Here is an 18,848-nt window from a genome sequence, read left to right as displayed (position 1 = left end):
TAGAATCCGATGAAACCAAATACAATCAACAAAACAGAACGAATCTTAGAAGTTCGTTTAGCTGAAAACCAATTGGAAATTGAAAGAGCACTTGCACTCCGTTATGAAGTGTTTAACTTAGAAATGGGAGAAGGTCTGCCACAATCTTCTGCAACTCGTAAAGACCGAGATGAGTACGATTTGTACTGCCATCACCTAATTGTTATCGATAAATCTACAGATGACAAAAAAATTGTAGGAACCTACCGTATTTTAACACGTCAAAATGCAAAAAACGGAATTGGTTTTTACAGTGAAAACGAATTTGATATCACATCTATTTATAACCTACCAGATGAAATTGCAGAAGTAGGACGTTCTTGTGTCCACCCTGAATACCGAGATGGTTCGGTGATTTCACTCCTCTGGCAAGGCCTTGCTGAATTCATGAACAAACATAATGTTCGTTATTTGATGGGTTGCGGATCCATTCACTCAACTGATGCAGGAGTTGCTTCACAATCTTACGGATTTTTAAAAGCGAAAGAAGCGATTGCTCCTGAAGAATTTCGTGTGTATCCAAATCCTGACTTTGTCCTTCCGGGATTTGATGCTAATTTTCACGTAGAAGATCCTAAGACGATCTCCAAAAATATCCCTCCACTTTTGAAAGGATACCTTCGAGTGGGTGCTAAAATCTGTGGAATTCCTGCACTGGATTCTGTTTTTGGTACTACAGACGTGTTTATTCTTTTCGACCGCAAGGAAATTACCGAGAGATATGCGAAACACTATATGAATGCATGAGCCCTAACCAGGAAATAGATTACCAGCACCCAACAAAAAAAGACCAAGTTCGATTCTTTGTTTTTGCCCTGTTTTTGGTTTTTACAATCTGTGCCGGTTATTTCCTGGGGTTTCCTCGGTATTATCTAGGATGGTTTTCCTTTGCGATTGCATCGTTCTCTGTGGCCGGAAACGATGCAGTCCAAACCATCGGAACCTTTATCGAGAGTAAAAAATCGGTCCACTGGCTCCAAAAGATTCTCGTCTTCGGTGGCCTTTTATTTTTAGTTCATTTGTTTGCTTGGTTTTTGCATGGTGGTGAAATCCACTTCCATAGACTAGATTCCATTCCCGAAACTAAAGAATTCAACCTACTCCAACTACTCGCTCCCGTATTACTTGTAGTCATCACAAGACTAAGAGCTCCCGTTTCCACAACCTTTCTCGTCTTAGGATTGTTTGGTGGAAAAAGCATTGATCAAATGTTAACCAAATCCTTCTTTGGATATGGCCTTGCCTTTCTTGTGGCCATTGTGGTTTGGGCGATTCTTGTAAAAGTAGATCCCCACGAATACCATGAAGTCCACACTCCAGACCCAGTAACGGAAAGAAGGTGGTCCCAGTTACAATGGCTTTCCACTATGTATTTATGGGTGGCATGGTTACTCCAAGACACAGCCAATATCGCAGTCTTTTTACCCCGCCAGTTGGGACTGATTGAATTCTTAACAGCAGTATTCATTCTGATTGTAGCACTCCTTATCATCATCCGCACAAATGGGGGAACCATCCAAAGAGTGGTCTCTGAAAAGTCGGACATCCAGTGGGCCAAGGCCGCCACCATCGTTGATTTGGTGTATGGTAGTTTGTTATTTTTTTTCCAGTACATAAGTAATGTCCCCATGTCCACTACCTGGGCCTTTCTCGGCCTCCTTGCCGGTAGGGAGATCATTTTGAACGTCATCACTTACAAGGACCTTCCTTACCTCGACACCTTCCGCAAAGTGGGCAAGGACGTGGTTCTTGCGACCATTGGAATTCTGGTTTCCATTCTGGTTTTTTTTCTCTCTTACTTTCTCTATCCAGAACAAAGGGCAAACACCCCCCTCGAATTTTGGAATTCTCCCACCCAGGAAGATTCCCTATAATTTTCTTTGACAGGTCTGGCGATTGTCAGGGTAGTGTCATATATGAGATTGATTCTCATATAAAGAAACGAGGAGCCATTATGTCCATAGCAATGATGTTACGAGAAGGAACCGCTGAAAAACACCAAGAAACCGAAAAGGTCCCTTATCTCCGGGCAATTTTTAGAGGGGGCCTTGATGCCCAAACCTATACTTACCAATTAGAAAGCCTACTTGCTGTATACCGAGTGATGGAAGAACTCTACCGCCAGAACAAAGACAACCCGATCCTTTCCAAACTTTATTTTCCTACTTTGTTCCGTGAGGAAGCTCTGAAAGAAGATATCACTAGTTTTCAAAAGAAATTTAATACAAAACTCCGTGGTGTCGTATCTAAAGCTACACAGTCGTATATTGACCATATCAAAAAGATAGCAGAAACCAAACCAGAACTTCTAGTCGCACAGGCTTACGTCCGTTACTTGGGAGATCTTTCTGGTGGGCAGTCCATCAAAAAAGTAGTAGCAAAAACTTTCCAATTGGAAGGGAATGAAGGAACTGCATTTTATGAATTTCCTGAAATCGAAGATCTTATGGCATTCAAAGGAATCTATCGCCAAAACCTGGATACCCTCCCTTTGAACGATTCACAAAAAGCAGAACTATTGGAAGAGGCAAAAGCCACTTTTGATTTGAATAAGTTTTTGTTCATTGAACTCGATTCCGATTTAAAAGAAAATATTGGAATGGATCGTTATCAGACTCTACTGCCAGCAGGTTAATTTTTGGGATTCCCGTATACTTTAGTAACTTTAGTTTTTTTATCAATGTTACCGGTAACAATGATTGTACCGGTAGTAAAGGATGTAGTTAAGGATCGTTTACTTGGATCCAACTGGGATGTAGCTTATTTCACGAGTATCCCCATGTTAGGATCCTTTCTTTTCGCTCCGATTGCGGGAATCATATCTGACCGTTTTAAAAACAGAAAGTACTTCATTAGTTTTTTCTGTTTTTTGGACGCAGGACTTTTTTATCTACTCACGATTGTCACCGATATGGGACTCTTTCTTTCTTTAAGGTTCCTTGAGGGAGCAGCTCATATCTTCATCATTGGACTCCTACTTAGCTCGGCAGCCGATCGTGAAAATGATCCAGAGAACAAACGTTACTATGGTAAAGGAATTCTTATGGGAATCACAGGGATGTTTTTATCCCTTGGTGGTGCCTTCGGAATGCCACTCGGAATTCTCGGAAGAAAAAATCCACTTCTGCCATTTTACGTCGGTTCAGGAATTCTAATCTTTGTTGGTTTGATGAGTTTGCTTATGTTAAAGGACAAAGGTATTCATAGAATCAAAGACTTTAAGTTAAGTGACTTAAAAGTCGCCATCTTCGAAAATCCATTTTTGTTTGTTCCATTTTTATTCAACTTCATCGATCGTTTTACTGTTGGGTTTATTATTTCTTCTTTCAATATCCATTTACGGGAAACTTTGGCATTTCATCCAGGTATGCTCGGCGTGTTTTTAGGACTGGTCCTCTTTCCTATGAGTTTACTTTCTTATCCATCAGCCCTCCTCTCTCGCAAAACAGGCGTTTTGCCTTTAGTGCTAGTAGGATCGACCATTTATGGAATCTTTTTAGGGCTTTCGGGAACTACAAATGAGTTTTGGTATCTATTTACTTTTTTACTCATTTGCGGGATTGGTGCAGGTGTGATGTTTGTTCCTTCCATGATGCTTGCCAGTAAAATGTCAAAACCTGGCCTTACGGCAACGACCATGTCAGCCTTTACCGGTGTGGGTTCGCTTGGATTTATGTTAGGGCCTGTTGTCTCTGTACAGATGCAAATGGTCTTTGAATCAATTTTGCCACCGACTTATAGTTTTTCTGCCCTCTCTTTCTTTTTTGGATTTTTGGAGATCGGCCTTGTGTTTTTAACCATTCCATTTTTCAAAAAGATTTTGGGAAAAATGGGCAGAATCGATGAAGAAAGAGAAAAGATATCACTTGCCAACCCTGATCCCATCCTGTAGAATCTTTGTTTAGTCCATCTTAAGGTAAGGGTATATGATCAAAAAACTTTTGATACTCAGCACATTGGCTTCGGTTCTATTCTTAGTTTCCTGTTCCTCTGGAAACAAAGTACAAGCAGGAAGCACTAAAGTCCATCCACACACAGCACTTCGTAAATTGGAAATCGATATGATTAAAGTCGGGGATGGTTTGGTAAAAACAGAAGCTGTTCTTGGAAAATCTACTGAAAAAACATCTGATCCTAGCGGAACCGTTATGGTATGGTATTTTGCAGAAGATCGTGATGTTCCAGAACAATACTACACTTTGAAAGAAAAACCAGATGTAGTAGAAAAGTTTTTGAAACTCACATTTGATCCAAAAAACAAAATCACAGCCAAAGACTTCAAACTATAGAATCATTCCTCTGATGGAGACTCTGTTTCCGTATCGGTTGGCGCGGGAAAAGGAAAACCAGGGAAACTTGGTTTGACTTTTCCTTCCACGTCATCATCTAACAAATCAACGGTGGTGAATCCCAACAAAAAATCCAAAACTTCTGCCACATTGAATCCAAGTCTCGCACCTCCATAAATACCAGCAGCCAATTCGACATTCCAAGAAAAACCAGGGGGATACCCGAATGGTTTTTGGTCTTCTTGAGGAAGATACACTAAAAATTCTTTTTGTCCTGTTGCCGCCACCAAATCGTAAGTTAACTCACGACGAAAATGTTCTTTTTTTCTTTTTTTACGATCTTTCACTGGATCATACCAATAAGAATAATACCGCATCTTATAACTTTTTACATTGGCCCTTTCCTCTTTGGTAAGAGGGATTCCCTTTTTATCCACGAGCCAATTTCCTTTGGCGTCCATTGTGGGAAGGCCCGAATGGAAACTCTCACCGCCTAATATACCAAAGACGAGCTGTTGGGAGTGGTAGCTTCCGAACTGGCCTCCCCTAAGTCCAATCCCTCGACCCAAATCTTTTTTCCCCATCTCGGATTCCCCACCTTGGAAAAGAACTCCAATAGGAAGTGGACCCACTTTAACTGCTGCTCCGTACATGGGTGTTTCGGCACCAACAGTCACAATATCCTGGAAATCATTTTTACGATTTTTCCAATAAGTTGCACATTGTAGAAATAGGGAGAGACTAAGAAGGAGTCCGATGAATCGCATTCTTTTCCAGTTTTTTTCATTTTCTACTTTTCGGAATCAAAAAAACAAACAATTTGGGAAGATATGACTTCTTTTGAAGACTTCCCCATGATTGAAGTGAAAAAAATGAATGAGACGGAGGTTCGTCTCTTTGCACTACTTTTCAATCTCCTCCGTGAACCGAGAGGGATTAGTTTCCAAAAGTTTCGTAACATAATGCCCAGGTTCTATAAAAATGAGGACACGGAATCAGATCGCAAAAAACTCTACCGCGACCTGAACCAACTCAAAAGCCTTGGATTCAATATAAAAGTAGCTCAGTTTGGTTACCAATCTGAAGATTTTTTCCCTTATTATTTAGAGAAAGAATCTATAGATCGTACTCTTAAGTTCACCAAAGAAGAGTTAGAATATCTATCTCGTGTTTTGTTTTCCACTGAACCCACTCAGGAAGGATTGAGCCTTTCTCAAAAACTTTTTTCTTATCATTTGGATCTCATTCCCAAATTTGCAAAACAACCGATGGAAGAATCTATATCGGAAGAAATTCTCGACTCTTCCCATACAGAAAAAATCCTCCAAGCCATCAAAGACAAAAGGGCCCTCACCATCCAATACGGATATGACGTAAAAGAAAGAACCATCGAACCCTACAGACTCGTTCGCAAAAATACAACTGACTTCTATCTACTTGCTTATGACCGTGGGAAAAAATCCTTACGTCGGTTTATCCTTCCCAAAATCATTGTCAAAAAAGAATCCAAAGAAGAATTCCAATCCAATCTTAAAATTACAAACCAAGATCTAAATTTTCATCCACTGCTTCTTACAAAACATCCAGAAGTCGAAATTCCTTTCCAAATTCATCCTGATTTTGAAGACCGTTGGAAATTATATTTGGAAGGTGCGAGTTTTGAAAAAGTGGGCGACGAATACCGAGTGAGAACTACAAACCAAAATGCCCTCTTCCAATTTTTTGTCCTCTCTCCTGAAGCTCTTGTCTCAACTTCCGAAGGTTGGAAAAAAAACTTCCAATCCTATACAAAACATTGGGAAGACTTGTATCAATTTGTTTGATCAACCGGTTACACCCGTTACCAAGTCTCAGTTTTTACAGTACCTAAGATGTAACAATGCTTTCCATTTAGTAAAAGAAGGCATAGTCCCCAAACCCTCTTCTTCATCTTACGGCGGTTATTTGGAATGGGGAGATTTTCTCCAACTTTGTAGAAACCAGTTCCCAACTTCAGCTACCATAGACAAAACTATGGATAGAGAAGAAAGTTTTCTAAAAACGAAAGAATGGATTTTAGAAAAGAAGTCCATCTTCCATGCTCACCTTCGTTACAAACATTTTGTTTCGACCGTAGAGTATTTAGAATACGATCCGGAAAGGGACGGTTGGATTCTTTGGGACTTTCGTCCCATCGGTTCTATCAAACAAGACATTCTCCGTTCCTTTTACTTTCACAAACAAGTGGCGGAAGGAATGTCACTGAATATCGTCGGCTACAAACTCATTCGCATCCAAACCAAATATCTTTTCCCTGGGGACTCAATCACTCCAGAGGACTACTTACTGACAGAAGACATAACTCCCCGAATGGAATCGGAGGCGGGAACTCGTGAAGAAGAATGGAAGCAGTTCCAAGAGGAAGTAGAAAGAACAAACGAACAAACTGTACGGTTTTCCTTCTTGGATTCCAAACGCAGTTGCCGATCTCTGAAAACCTGTTTGTCCCCTAGCCATTGTGCGGAAGGGAAAGAAAATGCCAAAGAAATCTTTGACTTCCGAGACAGTTCCGAACTAGCCAAACAGTGGTTTGCCTTGGGTTATCATTCGTATGAAACCGTTCCCGATTCGGAACTTACACCCATTCAAAAGATTCAAAAACAGGCTCATCTAACAGGAAAAACTTACTTTGATCGAAATACTTTTGAAAATTACCTAACGAATGTTACAAAAACTGTAGCATTTTTAGATTTTGAGTCCATCAATCCCTACATCCCCCTCTACCCGAATACCAGGCCATTCCAACACATTCCCTATCTCTATTCCTTACATATTTGGGACACAGAGAATGATACCTTGACTCACAAAACTTATTTACATGAAGACCTGGGAACAGATCCCCGTTTCCCTGTTTTGGCCCAATTACAAAAAGACCTACCGGAAGGGATTACCATCTTCTCCTTCAGTGATTTCTTTGAAAAACTGATCATCCAAGAGACAGCCGCAGCCTTTCCTGAGTTTTTAGAGTTTTGGGAGAGAGTCAAATCGCTGTTTATCGACCTGGCGATGCCTTTTAAGAAACTTTGGATCTACCATCCCGGCCAAAATGGCAAAGCATCACTGAAAGAAATACTGCCTTGTTTTAGCACAGAAAGTCACGGAGGACTTTCCATTCGTGAAGGACAAGATGCAAACTACCAATATTTAAGATTAATAAAAAAGCAGGTGACAGCCGAAGAAAAAAAACGTGTTCTGGAGGATTTGAAAGCTTACTGCAAATTAGATAGTTACGGTTTGTTTTTAATCTATAGAATGTTATTAGAACGATTATCGGTTATTTAATGTTAGGTATCAAAAAATCAGTCGCACAACTTGTCTTTTCGTTACCAGAACATTGGATTTCCACTTTGGTTCGGAAAAATAACCAACCGGAAACTAGCGCTTTGGATCCGCATTGCGCATTGGCATGTAACATCGCGCGGTTTCTTCCCAAAATGGAACAAATGAGTCCTGAAAAGGCACGCCGGCACTACCGCGATCAAATGCGGATCTTCGATGAACCGGAATTTCCGATCCCACACATCGAAGACAAACTCATTCCCACTCCCAGCGCTTCTTTCATTCCTATCCGAGTCTACAACGCAAATCCACAAAAAAGAAACCTTCCCACCATCCTTTTCTTTCATGGTGGAGGACTCACTATTGGCAACTTGGATACTCACGATAACTTCTGTCGTAAAATGTCTCATTACACAAAGAGCATCGTCATTGCTGTGGATTATCGTTTGGCACCAGAACATCCATTTCCTGCTGCCCATGATGATGTATGGCTTGCTTACCAGTATGTTCGTAACACCGCCTACCTCTTTGGAGGATCCCCAAATGCGATCGCTGTTTGTGGAGATAGTGCAGGCGCCTTACTTGCCACTTCTCTTTGTCTGAGAGCCAAAAAAGACAAAGTTCCCGTTCCCATATTCCAAGCCCTTCTCTATCCCATGTTAGATACTTCAAAGGAATCGGAAACTTACGAACTCTTTGGGGAACGTTATGTCCTCACACGTTCTCTCATGCGGTGGTTCATCCAAAACTACCTTCCGAACCAAAAAGATAGGTTCCTCCACAACAACTCACCGGTTCTCGCTGACTCCAAAGAACTAAAAGGACTTCCTCCCACGTACATAGGAATTGCTGGTTTTGACCCCTTACGTGAAGAAGGGGAAACCTACGCAAAACTCCTACAATCTGCCGGTGTGAAGGTGGAAGAACGTCATTTCCCTTCCCTTGTCCATGGATACATCCAACTGACAGGACTCATTCCAAAAGCCAAAGAAGCGGAAATGGACCTTTTCCAATCTTTCACACGATTTTTTTCACAAATAAAAATCTGAGTAAGTCCATTCAAGAATCGACAAGGAAGGATTCGATACTATAAAAGACAGAAATCTCTGAGGTACGTCATGATTCTACGATTCTCCATCGCTCTTTCCTTCCTACTTGGAATTTCGGCCCTATACGCTGAAAAACCGGCATCTGCTACCTTGAAGGAACGCGAGACCCGAAAACAAATCGATCTTCAAAGAAAAAACGGGTTTGGTGATAACGAAATCGACACCCTCCACGCAAACATCATCGGGAACTTGCGTAAAATGAAAAAACTCCAAGATTTGGGAGTGGATAAAACAGCAGCACAATACTTAGCACATACACCTGATGAACACAAAGAACTGTATAAAAAAGATAAAGATGGTAAACCTTACTTGGAAATCAAACTCCCGCAAGGACAGTCTTACATTGATTATCCGACAGTGTTTTTATACGATGGGATTGCCTATATTTATCCAAAAGAAGACTTTAGCGACCTAGAAAAAATCATCCTAACTTTTCGCCGTGTGAATGCGGATGGAACCATCCACGTAAAAGAAATGAGAAGACTTGTGAACCCTTCTCCAAAATCAGAGAGCCCAGACAAAGACGAAAAGGGAGAAGCTAAGTTAGATACAAATTCAGATATTCGATTGGAATACTATAGATCCCTTACTTCCGATACCATTTGGCCAAATGATCCAGTACAACCAGCAGAACCAGACATTACTATGGTTTTGAATGATGAAAAAGATCCACTTCCTTATGATAAACAAAAACATATCATGAGATCTTACAAAAAGATGTTACGTAAAATCTCGAAACAAACAGCATTCAAACTACGTAATATTGAACTAGATCAAAAACAAATGATCACAAAAATTTTGGACTACAATACAAACTAACAAAACGAACCTCACTTTTTAATTTTGTTGTTTTTCCCTCCGACTGATGAGGAGTTGCGAAATCGTTTGCTCCTCTGTCACATACTTTCTCTTTAAATACGAAAGTGCATTATTGATAAAACGAGGCACTTTTTTTTCTGCATCCAATAGATCCATCTTTGTTAACATAAGCTCATCAATGGTAGCCAAAGCCAAATTTCTTTGGCTTTGGTGTAATTCAAAATCGTCCTCATCTTCAACTATCATGATTTTTCTTGAAAACGGTTTGCCGCCTCTACTCCCCTTTCTTCATTTACGAACAAGTTAATGAGTAGTGATAGAAAACAAAAGAAAGCAACCACAAGGAAGGCATTTCTAAGAGTTACGAGTGTTTGGATGTAACCGAATAAAAATAGTCCCGCAGCTGCTGCAATTTTACCAGAAAGACCCCACATTCCAAAGAACTCTCCCGATTTGGACTCAGGACTAAAGATACCCACAAGGGCTCTCGAAGCAGACTGAGTGGAACCAAGTCCCATTCCCGCAAGAGAAGAAATAAACACAAAAACCCATTGGACTGTCCAAGTTTTACCAAGAGTGGCATTGGCAAAGTTTGTGAGGTCGTGTACAAAATAAATCAACGCACAAGTCACAAGCCACAGAACAAGTGTGAGGTTAAATGTTCTTTTAGCACCAATGCTATCTTGGATGACTCCGAAGGCAAGGGCACCTACCGCCGCAAAAATTTGAATAAAGATAAACATGGCTTGTTTGTGTTCGGCCTCAATATGAATTTCTTGTGATCCATAAATGAAAGCAAAAGAAATCACGATGGCAAGAGCCGCCATAGTAAAGAACAACGAAACTAAATAGATCATTAAGTCTTTGAAGTGGCTTGCATCTTTTAAAGTTTGCACCACACGGTCTTTTCCAATCTTAAAATAGTTTACATGATGAGACACACCGAGTGGTAAATGTGGTTCTCTTAGGAAAAGGAATGTCGGAATGGCCGCAACCATAAAGAAAATGGCAGTGTAAGGTCCCACTAACTTCAAGTTCTGAAAATTATCTAAAGTATAATCACCAAGAGTTGTCGCAAGAGCAACAGAACCAATTCCACCGAAGTAACCAATTCCCCAAGCATAACCAGAAATTTTACCTAAGTCCTCTTTGGAACCAAGAAAGGGTAAAAAGCTGGAAGCAAAGTTCTCGCCCGAGGCAAAGAAAAAATTGGAAAGGGCAACAAGAACCATCCCAAGCCAAACCATTCCTGGTTCCACGTAGTAGAGTAGAAAAGTAGCGACTACGCAACCCACATAACTAAGGAAAAGAAAGAGTTTTTTCTTAGAACTATAGTCCGTAATGGCACCAAAGATGGGACCTGTGGCAACAACGAACAAATACGATGCCGCAAGTGCCCAAGCCCAAAGGGAGTTTCCCATTCGGTACGGATTGTCCGAGGTCATATCTGCTGGAACAACGAGTCTTGTAAATATCTCACAATAAACAACACTGATGATGACGGTGGTGTAGGAGGAGTTCGCAAAATCGAACATACACCATCCAAAAATTTCACGGTTTTTTTTCTTTTTGGCTTCCGGGGTTCTGTCTTGGGACATAGAGGGTGTTTGAATTTTCCTTGGTTGAAAGTAATTAAAGAGTTTCCCTCCCTTTCCTAAATCTGTCAAATGAATAGTTCAGGTATGGATCCTTTCGATTTAAATTCCCTCATGAGACCCAAACGGGTCTGTTTATGTCGAATGGTGACTGAAGATGAATTAGTCCGTGCCATCCATGCGGGCGCCGTGACAATGGAACAAATCAGAGAAACCACAAGGGCCTCTACCGGCTGCGGCACCTGCTCCATGCAGGTGTACCACATCCTCCAGCGCGAATTGCAGAATCTCTCACGGAGGAAAATTTCATGAAATTATCGATCAATATGGCTATGACCTTGGACGGGAAGGTCGTTCGACCGGACGGTCGTTGGTATGGCCTCACATCCAGCGAAGACAAAACCCAGATGGATGTGTATCGTTCGCAATCCGACGCCATCCTTATTGGAAAAAACTCTATATTAAACGACAATCCTATCGTCAAAATTCGAGCCGTACCCAATGCACTCAACCCAAGGCCAGTCATTTTGGTTCGCAAAGGAACCCTTCCTCCAGACAAACATGTCTTTGAAGAATCCGACCATATCCCTTTAATTATCTGTACAAAATCGAATCTAAAAGAAATCAAAACGAGCCTGGAGAACAAAGCCGAAATCTTTGCTCTGGATTCTGACGACATCGATCCCAAAAAAGTCACGGGAATCCTCAAACGAAAAGGATACAAAAATGTGATTTTGGAAGGTGGGCCCAAACTCAATTTTTCCTTTTTGGAAGCGGACCTTGTGGACAGAATCTACATCACCGTAGTTCCTTTTATCATTGGAAAAACCGGACTTGCCGGACTTGCCGACCGTAATTCGGAACTTCCCGGTTTTGACAAAAACAGTTGGACCCTAAAAGACCATTTTGCCAAGGGAAATGAAATTTTCCTCGTTTATGAAAAAGGCTAATTTTTTTTAAAATTAGGATTGACGGGTTCCATTAGCATCAAATAGTTTGATATTAAACTATTCAGCAATAAGAGGTTCTATGTTTTACAAATTAATAGCAACAAACAAAGATATTACACTCACTATCCTTCGTGTAGTACTTGGCATCGCAATTTTCCCACACGGAGCACAAAAAGTTCTCGGAGTTTTCGGTGGATACGGATTCGAAGGAACTATGGGTTTTTTCTCTAGTTTAGGGATCCCTTACATCTTTGGAATTCTTGCAATCGTTGCAGAATTTTTCGGAGCGATTGGTCTTATCCTTGGACTCTTCACACGCCTTGCAGCGTTTGGAATAGCTGTAACTATGGTTGTGGCAGCAGTGCTTGTACACTTACCAAATGGTTTTTTTGTTAACAATAATGGTTATGGTTACGAATATCACATCCTTGCTGTTGGCATTGCACTTCCATTAATCATCAAAGGCGCGGGTTCGTTCTCTTTAGATGATATCATCGCACATAAAATCGAAGGATAATTAGTAAAATCATGACTAATACTATCTAATAGTGTTAGCCAAACTTTGACCTCTCTGATTCCTTGTCTTAAACCATCGATAAGGAATCGGAGATGAACCAAATCAACCTATCTACTCTCCAGTTACTACTACCAGAAGCAAAATTTCAGAATACAAATAGTATCGTTTCTGTTTCTTTTACTGGACTCACCTCACTTTCATTAGCGACTGCAAATGAAATCTCTTTTGTAGCAGCAAAAACATTTGTAAATGAAGCAAAAGCTTCTAAAGCTCCCATACTCGTTGTATCTTCAGATGTTGTAGACTCACTCACAGAAAAAGCTTTAATCATAGTTCCTAAAGTAGAACTAGCGACAGCGAAAATCATTCGCCACTTCTTTCCTGAGAAACAACCCACAGGAAAACATAGCACACATATTGTCATCGATCCCACAGCGAAAGTTGGATCCAACACAGACATCGGACATTTTGTAACCATCGGCAAAGATTCTACCGTTGGAAAAGACTGCATCATTGAAGATGGAGTGAAAATTGGCGACCGAGTTCATATTGGTGATGGTTCAAGGATTGGAAAAAACTGTGTGTTCTTTGATGATACCATTGTTGGCAAACGTTTCATCGTATTCGGGAATTCTAGTTTCGGTGGCGATGGGTTTGGATTTGTATTTGCTGAAGGAAAACACAACAAAATCCCGCAAGTGGGTCGGGTTGTCATTGGTGACGATGTTGAAGTAGGAAGTAACTGTACCATTGACCGCGGGGCTCTTACTGATACAACCATTGGGAATGGATGTAAATTTGATAATATGGTTCATATTGCTCACAACTGTAAGGTGGGAGACCATGTCATCATTGCAGGCCAATCTGGTCTTGCTGGAAGTGTCACTCTTGGAAACCACGTAATCATCGGTGGTGCTTGTGCCATTAGTGACCATATCACATTGATCGAAGGAACCATCATTGCTGGTGGATCAAGCCTGCGCACTTCTCCCAAAACAAAAGATGTTTATGTGGGATGGGATTTGGGGCTTACCTTCCCAGAGTTTCAAAAGTATCGTGTGAATATCAAAAACATTGTGAACCTAAACAAATGGCTCAAACGAATTGAAAACATTGAAAAAAAAGTAGGGATCGAAACTAAGGAAACTTAAATCGAATCTATATACAATTGGATTCGGTTTTGGATGTCTTTGTGAATGGACGGATCGGGAAAGGGGACAGGATTTCCTTCTGGATCGGTCCAGTGAAACTCACCCCTATCTGATTTCCTAAGACTCAAATAAAAAATAGGAGCCGGGTTTCTTCGGTTCCCCTCCGAACCACCTAACCGAAGAGTAACGGACCCCATATCCGAAACCACCCATTCTAATATCTGTCCGTTCTTTTCAATATTCCAACGAATGGGGAATGAGAGAGATTCCGTTTGTTCTGTGGTAAGTTTTGTTAGCTTTTCCTGAGCCGGACTCTTTGCCTTCTCCATCTCTGGATATTCGGCAAGTAACCAACGAAAGACTCGCAAAGACTCTTCTTGTAAAAATGGTAAATCGTTTAAATCAAGAGAATGCATCGTTAGTTTAGATTTTTCCTTTGTCGTCTGTGGTGGAGTTTTCCGTTGCGGTGTTTTTGGAGTTCGGGGTTTGCGGAGACGTGTTTGCCGAGGTTCCTTTTAAATGTAACTTCGCTTTGTCCCAAAACACATCCAGTTCTTCCAAGGAATGATCCTTCAATGTTTTTCCTGTTTGTGTTACCAAGTCTTCTAGGATGCGAAACCTAGTTTCAAACTTTTCATTGGCTCGCCGTAAACAAGTTTCAGGATCAACGGAAAGTTTACGGGATAAATTGACTAATAAAAAGAAGAGATCACCTAACTCATCTTCCACCCTTTCATCGTAGGTTAGTTTTTTAGAATTTAAAGATCCTTTGGATTGTAATTCCACATCCAATTCCTTAATTTCTTCCTGAAACTTTTCAAAAACTCCGGCAACGGTGGGCCAATCAAACCCTTGTTTGGTGACTTTGCTTTGAATTTTTTCGGATCTTTGGATGGCGGGGAGTGCCTTCGGAATTCCTGCGAGGATACTTTTGTCGGAATTTATTTTCCCTTTGGATTCTTTTTCTTTTTGTTTTAACTGGTCCCATTGGGTAAGGACCTGTTCACCGGAATGGATTCCGTCTGTATTTCCATAAACGTGGGGGTGGCGAAAGACTAATTTTTGGAACACATCGTTTGCCACATCCTGAAACGCAAAAGCACCGCGTTCTTTAGCAAGTTGGCTATGGAAAGTGATTTGGAAAAGTAAGTCCCCGAGTTCTTCTTTTAGGTGGTTGTCGTCACCTCGTTCAATGGTATCCACCACTTCGTAGGTTTCTTCCAGTAAATGAGGAATGACAGAAAGGTGGGTTTGCTCTTTGTCCCAAGGGCATCCTCCGGGGCTACGGAGGTCTGCGGTAAGTGCCAGTAGGTTTTCCAAAGGAGAATCAAAATTAGGAGGGTTCACTGATTGTATTTTTCCCGAACCTTGCGGGAAGCAAACGGAAATTTTATCTTGCGAAAGGCCCCCCCCTTTACGAGTCTATCCCTATGTTCCAATCCCGTGTCTCCGTTGCCATCCTCATGGTGATCGCTACTGTCATCAGCCGTATCCTACCACACCCACCGAATTTTACGCCTATTTTGGCTGTTTCTTTGTTTTCGGGTGCCTATTTGACAGACAGACGACTTGCTCTTTTGATTCCTATTTTGGCGATGTTTGTTTCTGATTTTTTCATTGGGTTTCATGACCTAATGCCAGTAGTGTATGGATTTATGATCGCAGCTGTCCTTTTTGGCAAACAAATTGGATCTTCGCTTACAAAATCCTTTGGATTTACCGTGGCCGGATCGGTTGTGTTCTTTATTCTCACAAACCTTGCGGTTTGGGTGACGAGTGGAATGTATACTTTGGACGTTTCTGGCCTTGTGACTTGTTTTACACTCGCCATTCCTTTTTTCCAAAACTCGATTGCGGGAGACTTAGTGTATTCAGGAATCCTTTTTGGATCTATGGCTTTTCTCAATAGAACCGTATTTGTTACAACAAAACAAAACTCTTAAAACTTAACTTTCTTTTTACAATTCTTGAAACATTCGGTGGACTCGGTCTTTAGGACCATCTGCCGAATCCATTATCCTCTCCACTAATTGCAAACGATCTCGTAACCCCATCCGATTGGCAATTTGTATCCCTAACCCTGGCCTTGCATTCATTTCGAGTAGTAGTGGCCCTCTTGTTTCATCGAGTACTATGTCCACACCCAAATACCCAAGTCCGGACATATCGTAACACCGAGAGGCCATTTCTAAAATGGTTTCCCAATGAGGTAGGATCCTTCCACTTAATGCCTGTTTTGTGTCTGGATGAGTCTGAATAATTTTATCATTACAAATCGCGTAAGTGAGCTCTCCCGTGTGAAGATCAACTCCCACACCGAGTGCCCCTTGGTGGAGGTTAGCTCTTCCCCCCGATTCCTTTGTAGGCAAACGTAACATTGCCATCACTGGATATCCTAAAAATACAATCACACGAATGTCTGGAATCCCACGAAAGGATATCTCACGAAAGAAAGAGTGGCATTCCAATCGTTCTTGTAAAACACAAGAATCGGAATTTCCATCTAAAGAATAAAGTCCGGATAAAATTCCTGAGATATGATGTTGCAGTTCTTTTTCCGAAAGAGTTTTCTCATCTGCCTTATGGTATTGGATAGAACCATTGGCAACTTCCGACTCGCGTGTTATCACAAGGATCCCATTTCCCATTCCACCGTTTGCTGGTTTCACAACAAAACCCGGTCGGCCTTGGATGAGTTCCCGAGTATTACGAATCCCACCAAAAGTATCTACAACTCCATAATGGTAGGGCATAGGCACATGGAATTGCCTTGCGAGTTCTGCTGTTTTCCATTTATCATCGACTAACGGATAGTATTCTCTTGGATTGTAAGGTAAAATGTATTCACCAATCCGGCGATTGATTCCAAGGACTCCTTCTTCTTCAAATTTTTTGAAAAGAGAAATCACGACTTAAATATTTCCTTAAACCGAAAAAGCTCCGATACACGGTAACCTTTGTATTGGCCAAGAAGGATTTGAATGGCAATCACCACAAACAGTAGTTCTGGATGTGTAAAAAAGAGGATTTGTAAGGATCCAAAAAAGAATATCATATAACTGATAAGGGCTATCAGTAATGTTCCCGCTAAAGTCACAAAGGAATGCATAACCCCTTCTTCAATGATCATAATCGAAAATCGTTCAATAAAAATCGTGGTAATGACAATCGGAAAAAGAGTTACACTCATCTGATTAAAAAAAGAAATCTCTTCGTTTAAAACAGAAAATAAAATTAACGTAATAACGGTGATAGTGAGTAGGATGGAAAGTCTAGGAACTGCCAGTAAATAGTATTTGTCCAAAGCATACCTTTCAAAAAAACCAAGCCCAATCATTAAAAGAAAAAAACTAATCCCAAATAGGAGATTCGTTTCATAAAAAAACATAGCAAGTAAAATCGGGGTAAAAATGCCAAAGGTAGGAATTCCAATCATATTCCTGGCCACAGACAAAACCAAGGCCCCGATTGGAATAAGGATTACCAAACGAAACAAATTCTGTAATGGTGTAGGCAAACTATACAAAGAATAATATCTTAAAAAACTATTACTCGAAGCCACTTCTTCGCTATACTCTTTGAAATTATAACGATTTACATTGGATTTTGTGATATAGGCCGTATAACGGAAAGTAGCCGGTTCCTCCCCAAGAGAACGTTTCTCCTCAACCGATTTCCAAAGAGGCAAATATCCATTTACGTTATGAGCAAATATATTTTTGTACGTAGATACAAAATACCATTTTCCATGAATACGGATCTCGTTCCAAAAACTGAGTTTAACCTTATTGTCCTTTGTGTTTTGTTTGGACAAATCAAAACCGGCAACGGTTCTAACTTGAATTCCCTTCAGACGGCAGAGTAAAGAAAATAACATGGCCTGTGTATAGGCACTTCCATTATTCAAACGTATTGTATCTGCGAGTGAGATCTCTTTGGTCGTATTTAAAACTTCCTCTGAAATAAAATAATATATTTGTTTGGCGGAGGCAACATTGTCTTTGTCGTAAGGATGGATTTGTTCAAATAACTTTTTTGCTAAACGAATTTCTTCCTGAGAAAAATTCTTCAAAGAAAGATAATATGGCTCTTTGGTTGGTTGTTTTCTATTTTCAGTAACGATTTCTGGCTCTGGATTGGTATGTGTGTATGGCAGGATTTTTATCTTTGCATAGTAACCAATCGAAGAATTCCAGTCCTCTCCTTCCCAAATTCCCAAATGCCCATATTGTTTTTTTTGCAGGCGAAATTCTAAATCTTCCATTTTGGTATTGGATTTAAGAACTCGAGATTGGATGAATTGTTTCGGTATAGGAAAGGTCACTTCGGAGACAGCCACATTTTCTTTTGGAAGGATGACTACTTGTAAGTTAACAGTATCATCTACCTCCATAGGAAGTAAGGACAGTTCAGCAATTTTTAACTTATAGAGAATCGAAACGATAGGCAAAATAATAAGTATAGATACGGTGATTAAAGTTTTACGGTCCAAACTAATCCCCTAACGCATGCGACAACGAAACATCTACTAAAAACTTACCCATTAGATAGTTTCGACCAATAAGTATGGGATAGGTAAGATTGGTTCTATCATTCAGGTTAATGATAACTTCCTCCTTATATTTTCCCATCTTCATCACTTCACTAATGATAATTCTAGTTTCAGATACACCCGAAGTATTGGTTACCTTTGCTTCTTTGACAAACTTACTTTTTAAACGAACTGGTTTTTCGTCCACGAAGGTATCAAACAAAACATACACTTCTCCATTTTCAGTGACTCTCTCAATATTGATAGCGTGGATGGAACAGGATTTAGCTCCGGTATCTACACGAGCACGAAGTTTCAGTTTCCAATTGGGAAATTCAACCCACTCTACGCGACCTACAATTGGTTTCAAATATTGGGGAGGAATGACAATCGGTTTGATATGCGAATCTGGTTTTTTCTCTATAACTTGTTTGGAGCCAAAACAGTTGAGAAATAAAAAAATCTGACCAAATACGAGAATGTATAGGAAACATCGAAAAAATAGTCCCATTGGGGCTTGTAGATATTTC

Annotated in this window: 22 protein-coding genes; 14 read left to right on the top strand and 8 right to left on the bottom strand. The window is 40.5% G+C overall.

What is annotated here, in order from left to right:
* Positions 1–9 precede the first annotated feature (9 nt).
* The 5 genes from LEP1GSC199_RS05700 (at position 10) to LEP1GSC199_RS05680 (ending at position 4,328) form a co-directional block, all read left to right on the top strand.
* A complete protein-coding gene (locus LEP1GSC199_RS05700) occupies positions 10–786 on the top strand; it encodes a GNAT family N-acetyltransferase (protein ID WP_002971868.1) in 777 nt (258 codons plus the stop codon).
* Positions 783–1,913, top strand: coding sequence for a hypothetical protein (locus tag LEP1GSC199_RS05695; protein ID WP_002978949.1), 1,131 nt, complete (start codon positions 783–785; stop codon positions 1,911–1,913). The genes LEP1GSC199_RS05700 and LEP1GSC199_RS05695 overlap by 4 nt, the downstream gene beginning before the upstream one ends.
* Positions 1,914–1,993: 80 nt before the next feature.
* Positions 1,994–2,674 carry a biliverdin-producing heme oxygenase gene (locus tag LEP1GSC199_RS05690; protein WP_002978971.1) on the top strand — a complete coding sequence of 227 codons (681 nt, stop codon included), beginning with the start codon at positions 1,994–1,996 and terminating at the stop codon, positions 2,672–2,674.
* 3 nt (positions 2,675–2,677) lie between these two features.
* On the top strand, positions 2,678–3,931 hold the full coding sequence (locus tag LEP1GSC199_RS05685) for an MFS transporter (RefSeq protein WP_039926192.1): 1,254 nt from the start codon (positions 2,678–2,680) through the stop codon (positions 3,929–3,931).
* A gap of 34 nt (positions 3,932–3,965) precedes the next feature.
* The gene (locus tag LEP1GSC199_RS05680) at positions 3,966–4,328 is read left to right on the top strand and encodes an LIC13410 family lipoprotein (RefSeq protein WP_002978821.1); all 363 of its coding nucleotides are present in this window, start codon (positions 3,966–3,968) and stop codon (positions 4,326–4,328) included.
* 2 nt (positions 4,329–4,330) lie between these two features.
* Here LEP1GSC199_RS05680 and LEP1GSC199_RS05675 read toward each other — a convergent pair whose 3' ends face one another.
* Complete coding sequence (locus tag LEP1GSC199_RS05675; RefSeq protein WP_002978927.1) at positions 4,331–5,095, bottom strand: LIC13411 family adhesin; 765 nt, start codon at positions 5,093–5,095, stop codon at positions 4,331–4,333.
* Between the two features lie 63 nt (positions 5,096–5,158).
* Here LEP1GSC199_RS05675 and LEP1GSC199_RS05670 point away from each other — a divergent pair, with 63 nt between their 5' ends.
* The 4 genes from LEP1GSC199_RS05670 to LEP1GSC199_RS05655 all read left to right on the top strand — a co-directional run bounded on the left by LEP1GSC199_RS05670 (position 5,159) and on the right by LEP1GSC199_RS05655 (position 9,574).
* Positions 5,159–6,151, top strand: coding sequence for a helix-turn-helix transcriptional regulator (locus LEP1GSC199_RS05670; protein ID WP_002978831.1), 993 nt, complete (start codon positions 5,159–5,161; stop codon positions 6,149–6,151).
* Positions 6,144–7,649, top strand: a complete 1,506-nt coding sequence (locus tag LEP1GSC199_RS05665; protein WP_039926190.1) for a DUF2779 domain-containing protein — start codon at positions 6,144–6,146, stop codon at positions 7,647–7,649. Before LEP1GSC199_RS05670 ends, LEP1GSC199_RS05665 begins: the two co-directional genes overlap by 8 nt.
* Positions 7,649–8,695, top strand: coding sequence for an alpha/beta hydrolase (locus LEP1GSC199_RS05660; protein WP_039926189.1), 1,047 nt, complete (start codon positions 7,649–7,651; stop codon positions 8,693–8,695). Before LEP1GSC199_RS05665 ends, LEP1GSC199_RS05660 begins: the two co-directional genes overlap by 1 nt.
* Positions 8,696–8,764: 69 nt before the next feature.
* Complete coding sequence (locus tag LEP1GSC199_RS05655; protein ID WP_002978966.1) at positions 8,765–9,574, top strand: LIC13212 family protein; 810 nt, start codon at positions 8,765–8,767, stop codon at positions 9,572–9,574.
* Positions 9,575–9,592: 18 nt separating this feature from the next.
* Here LEP1GSC199_RS05655 and LEP1GSC199_RS05650 read toward each other — a convergent pair whose 3' ends face one another.
* Both LEP1GSC199_RS05650 and LEP1GSC199_RS05645 read right to left on the bottom strand, forming a co-directional pair.
* Positions 9,593–9,820, bottom strand: a complete 228-nt coding sequence (locus tag LEP1GSC199_RS05650) for a hypothetical protein (protein ID WP_002978805.1) — start codon at positions 9,818–9,820, stop codon at positions 9,593–9,595.
* Positions 9,817–11,172 (bottom strand): MFS transporter, encoded by a 1,356-nt coding sequence (locus tag LEP1GSC199_RS05645; protein WP_039926209.1) that lies wholly within the window; start codon positions 11,170–11,172, stop codon positions 9,817–9,819. The genes LEP1GSC199_RS05650 and LEP1GSC199_RS05645 overlap by 4 nt, the downstream gene beginning before the upstream one ends.
* A gap of 69 nt (positions 11,173–11,241) precedes the next feature.
* Here LEP1GSC199_RS05645 and LEP1GSC199_RS20740 point away from each other — a divergent pair, with 69 nt between their 5' ends.
* The 4 genes from LEP1GSC199_RS20740 to lpxD all read left to right on the top strand — a co-directional run bounded on the left by LEP1GSC199_RS20740 (position 11,242) and on the right by lpxD (position 13,787).
* On the top strand, positions 11,242–11,481 hold the full coding sequence (locus LEP1GSC199_RS20740; RefSeq protein WP_322113120.1) for a (2Fe-2S)-binding protein: 240 nt from the start codon (positions 11,242–11,244) through the stop codon (positions 11,479–11,481).
* Positions 11,478–12,119 carry a RibD family protein gene (locus LEP1GSC199_RS05640; protein WP_002978922.1) on the top strand — a complete coding sequence of 214 codons (642 nt, stop codon included), beginning with the start codon at positions 11,478–11,480 and terminating at the stop codon, positions 12,117–12,119. Before LEP1GSC199_RS20740 ends, LEP1GSC199_RS05640 begins: the two co-directional genes overlap by 4 nt.
* Before the next feature lie 79 nt (positions 12,120–12,198).
* Positions 12,199–12,636: a DoxX family protein gene (locus LEP1GSC199_RS05635; protein WP_002978981.1), complete on the top strand. Its 438-nt coding sequence runs from the start codon at positions 12,199–12,201 to the stop codon at positions 12,634–12,636.
* A gap of 92 nt (positions 12,637–12,728) precedes the next feature.
* Entirely contained in the window at positions 12,729–13,787 is a 1,059-nt protein-coding gene (lpxD, locus tag LEP1GSC199_RS05630; protein ID WP_002979015.1) for a UDP-3-O-(3-hydroxymyristoyl)glucosamine N-acyltransferase, read from the top strand.
* Here the strand turns inward: lpxD and LEP1GSC199_RS05625 are convergent.
* The gene (locus LEP1GSC199_RS05625) at positions 13,784–14,203 is read right to left on the bottom strand and encodes an LIC_13241 domain-containing protein (protein ID WP_002978801.1); all 420 of its coding nucleotides are present in this window, start codon (positions 14,201–14,203) and stop codon (positions 13,784–13,786) included. The genes lpxD and LEP1GSC199_RS05625 overlap by 4 nt on opposite strands.
* A 7-nt stretch (positions 14,204–14,210) precedes the next feature.
* Positions 14,211–15,134 carry a nucleoside triphosphate pyrophosphohydrolase gene (gene mazG, locus LEP1GSC199_RS05620; protein WP_002978860.1) on the bottom strand — a complete coding sequence of 308 codons (924 nt, stop codon included), beginning with the start codon at positions 15,132–15,134 and terminating at the stop codon, positions 14,211–14,213.
* A gap of 83 nt (positions 15,135–15,217) precedes the next feature.
* On the opposite strand from mazG, the gene LEP1GSC199_RS05615 reads away from it, so the two are divergent.
* Complete coding sequence (locus LEP1GSC199_RS05615; protein WP_002978868.1) at positions 15,218–15,730, top strand: DUF6580 family putative transport protein; 513 nt, start codon at positions 15,218–15,220, stop codon at positions 15,728–15,730.
* 15 nt (positions 15,731–15,745) lie between these two features.
* Here the strand turns inward: LEP1GSC199_RS05615 and LEP1GSC199_RS05610 are convergent, their stop codons facing one another.
* The 3 genes from LEP1GSC199_RS05610 to LEP1GSC199_RS05600 are packed head-to-tail and all read right to left on the bottom strand — an operon-like array spanning position 15,746 to position 18,829.
* Positions 15,746–16,696 carry an alpha-L-glutamate ligase-like protein gene (locus LEP1GSC199_RS05610; RefSeq protein ID WP_002978842.1) on the bottom strand — a complete coding sequence of 317 codons (951 nt, stop codon included), beginning with the start codon at positions 16,694–16,696 and terminating at the stop codon, positions 15,746–15,748.
* The gene (locus LEP1GSC199_RS05605; RefSeq protein ID WP_002978784.1) at positions 16,693–18,279 is read right to left on the bottom strand and encodes a 7TM domain-containing protein; all 1,587 of its coding nucleotides are present in this window, start codon (positions 18,277–18,279) and stop codon (positions 16,693–16,695) included. The genes LEP1GSC199_RS05610 and LEP1GSC199_RS05605 overlap by 4 nt, the downstream gene beginning before the upstream one ends.
* Before the next feature lies 1 nt (position 18,280).
* Complete coding sequence (locus tag LEP1GSC199_RS05600; RefSeq protein WP_002978930.1) at positions 18,281–18,829, bottom strand: ATP-dependent zinc protease family protein; 549 nt, start codon at positions 18,827–18,829, stop codon at positions 18,281–18,283.
* Positions 18,830–18,848 lie beyond the last annotated feature (19 nt).

This window comes from Leptospira vanthielii serovar Holland str. Waz Holland = ATCC 700522 (assembly GCF_000332455.1).
Lineage (GTDB): Bacteria > Spirochaetota > Leptospiria > Leptospirales > Leptospiraceae > Leptospira_A > Leptospira_A vanthielii.
Note: the sequence above shows the minus strand (reverse complement) of the source record. Positions and strands in the feature narration are given on the sequence as shown.

Excerpts from the sequence above, each read along its gene's own strand:
- LEP1GSC199_RS05680 (WP_002978821.1), top strand. The coding sequence starts at position 3,966 with ATGATCAAAAAACTTTTGATACTCAGCACATTGGCTTCGGTTCTATTC.
- LEP1GSC199_RS05700 (WP_002971868.1), top strand. The coding sequence starts at position 10 with ATGAAACCAAATACAATCAACAAAACAGAACGAATCTTAGAAGTTCGT.
- LEP1GSC199_RS05690 (WP_002978971.1), top strand. The coding sequence starts at position 1,994 with ATGTCCATAGCAATGATGTTACGAGAAGGAACCGCTGAAAAACACCAA.
- LEP1GSC199_RS05625 (WP_002978801.1), bottom strand. The coding sequence starts at position 14,203 with ATGCATTCTCTTGATTTAAACGATTTACCATTTTTACAAGAAGAGTCT.
- LEP1GSC199_RS05660 (WP_039926189.1), top strand. The coding sequence starts at position 7,649 with ATGTTAGGTATCAAAAAATCAGTCGCACAACTTGTCTTTTCGTTACCA.
- lpxD (WP_002979015.1), top strand. The coding sequence starts at position 12,729 with ATGAACCAAATCAACCTATCTACTCTCCAGTTACTACTACCAGAAGCA.
- LEP1GSC199_RS05645 (WP_039926209.1), bottom strand. The coding sequence starts at position 11,172 with ATGTCCCAAGACAGAACCCCGGAAGCCAAAAAGAAAAAAAACCGTGAA.
- LEP1GSC199_RS20740 (WP_322113120.1), top strand. The coding sequence starts at position 11,242 with ATGAATAGTTCAGGTATGGATCCTTTCGATTTAAATTCCCTCATGAGA.
- LEP1GSC199_RS05600 (WP_002978930.1), bottom strand. The coding sequence starts at position 18,829 with ATGGGACTATTTTTTCGATGTTTCCTATACATTCTCGTATTTGGTCAG.
- LEP1GSC199_RS05640 (WP_002978922.1), top strand. The coding sequence starts at position 11,478 with ATGAAATTATCGATCAATATGGCTATGACCTTGGACGGGAAGGTCGTT.
- LEP1GSC199_RS05695 (WP_002978949.1), top strand. The coding sequence starts at position 783 with ATGAGCCCTAACCAGGAAATAGATTACCAGCACCCAACAAAAAAAGAC.
- LEP1GSC199_RS05675 (WP_002978927.1), bottom strand. The coding sequence starts at position 5,095 with ATGCGATTCATCGGACTCCTTCTTAGTCTCTCCCTATTTCTACAATGT.
- LEP1GSC199_RS05635 (WP_002978981.1), top strand. The coding sequence starts at position 12,199 with ATGTTTTACAAATTAATAGCAACAAACAAAGATATTACACTCACTATC.
- LEP1GSC199_RS05615 (WP_002978868.1), top strand. The coding sequence starts at position 15,218 with ATGTTCCAATCCCGTGTCTCCGTTGCCATCCTCATGGTGATCGCTACT.
- LEP1GSC199_RS05650 (WP_002978805.1), bottom strand. The coding sequence starts at position 9,820 with ATGATAGTTGAAGATGAGGACGATTTTGAATTACACCAAAGCCAAAGA.
- LEP1GSC199_RS05670 (WP_002978831.1), top strand. The coding sequence starts at position 5,159 with ATGACTTCTTTTGAAGACTTCCCCATGATTGAAGTGAAAAAAATGAAT.
- LEP1GSC199_RS05655 (WP_002978966.1), top strand. The coding sequence starts at position 8,765 with ATGATTCTACGATTCTCCATCGCTCTTTCCTTCCTACTTGGAATTTCG.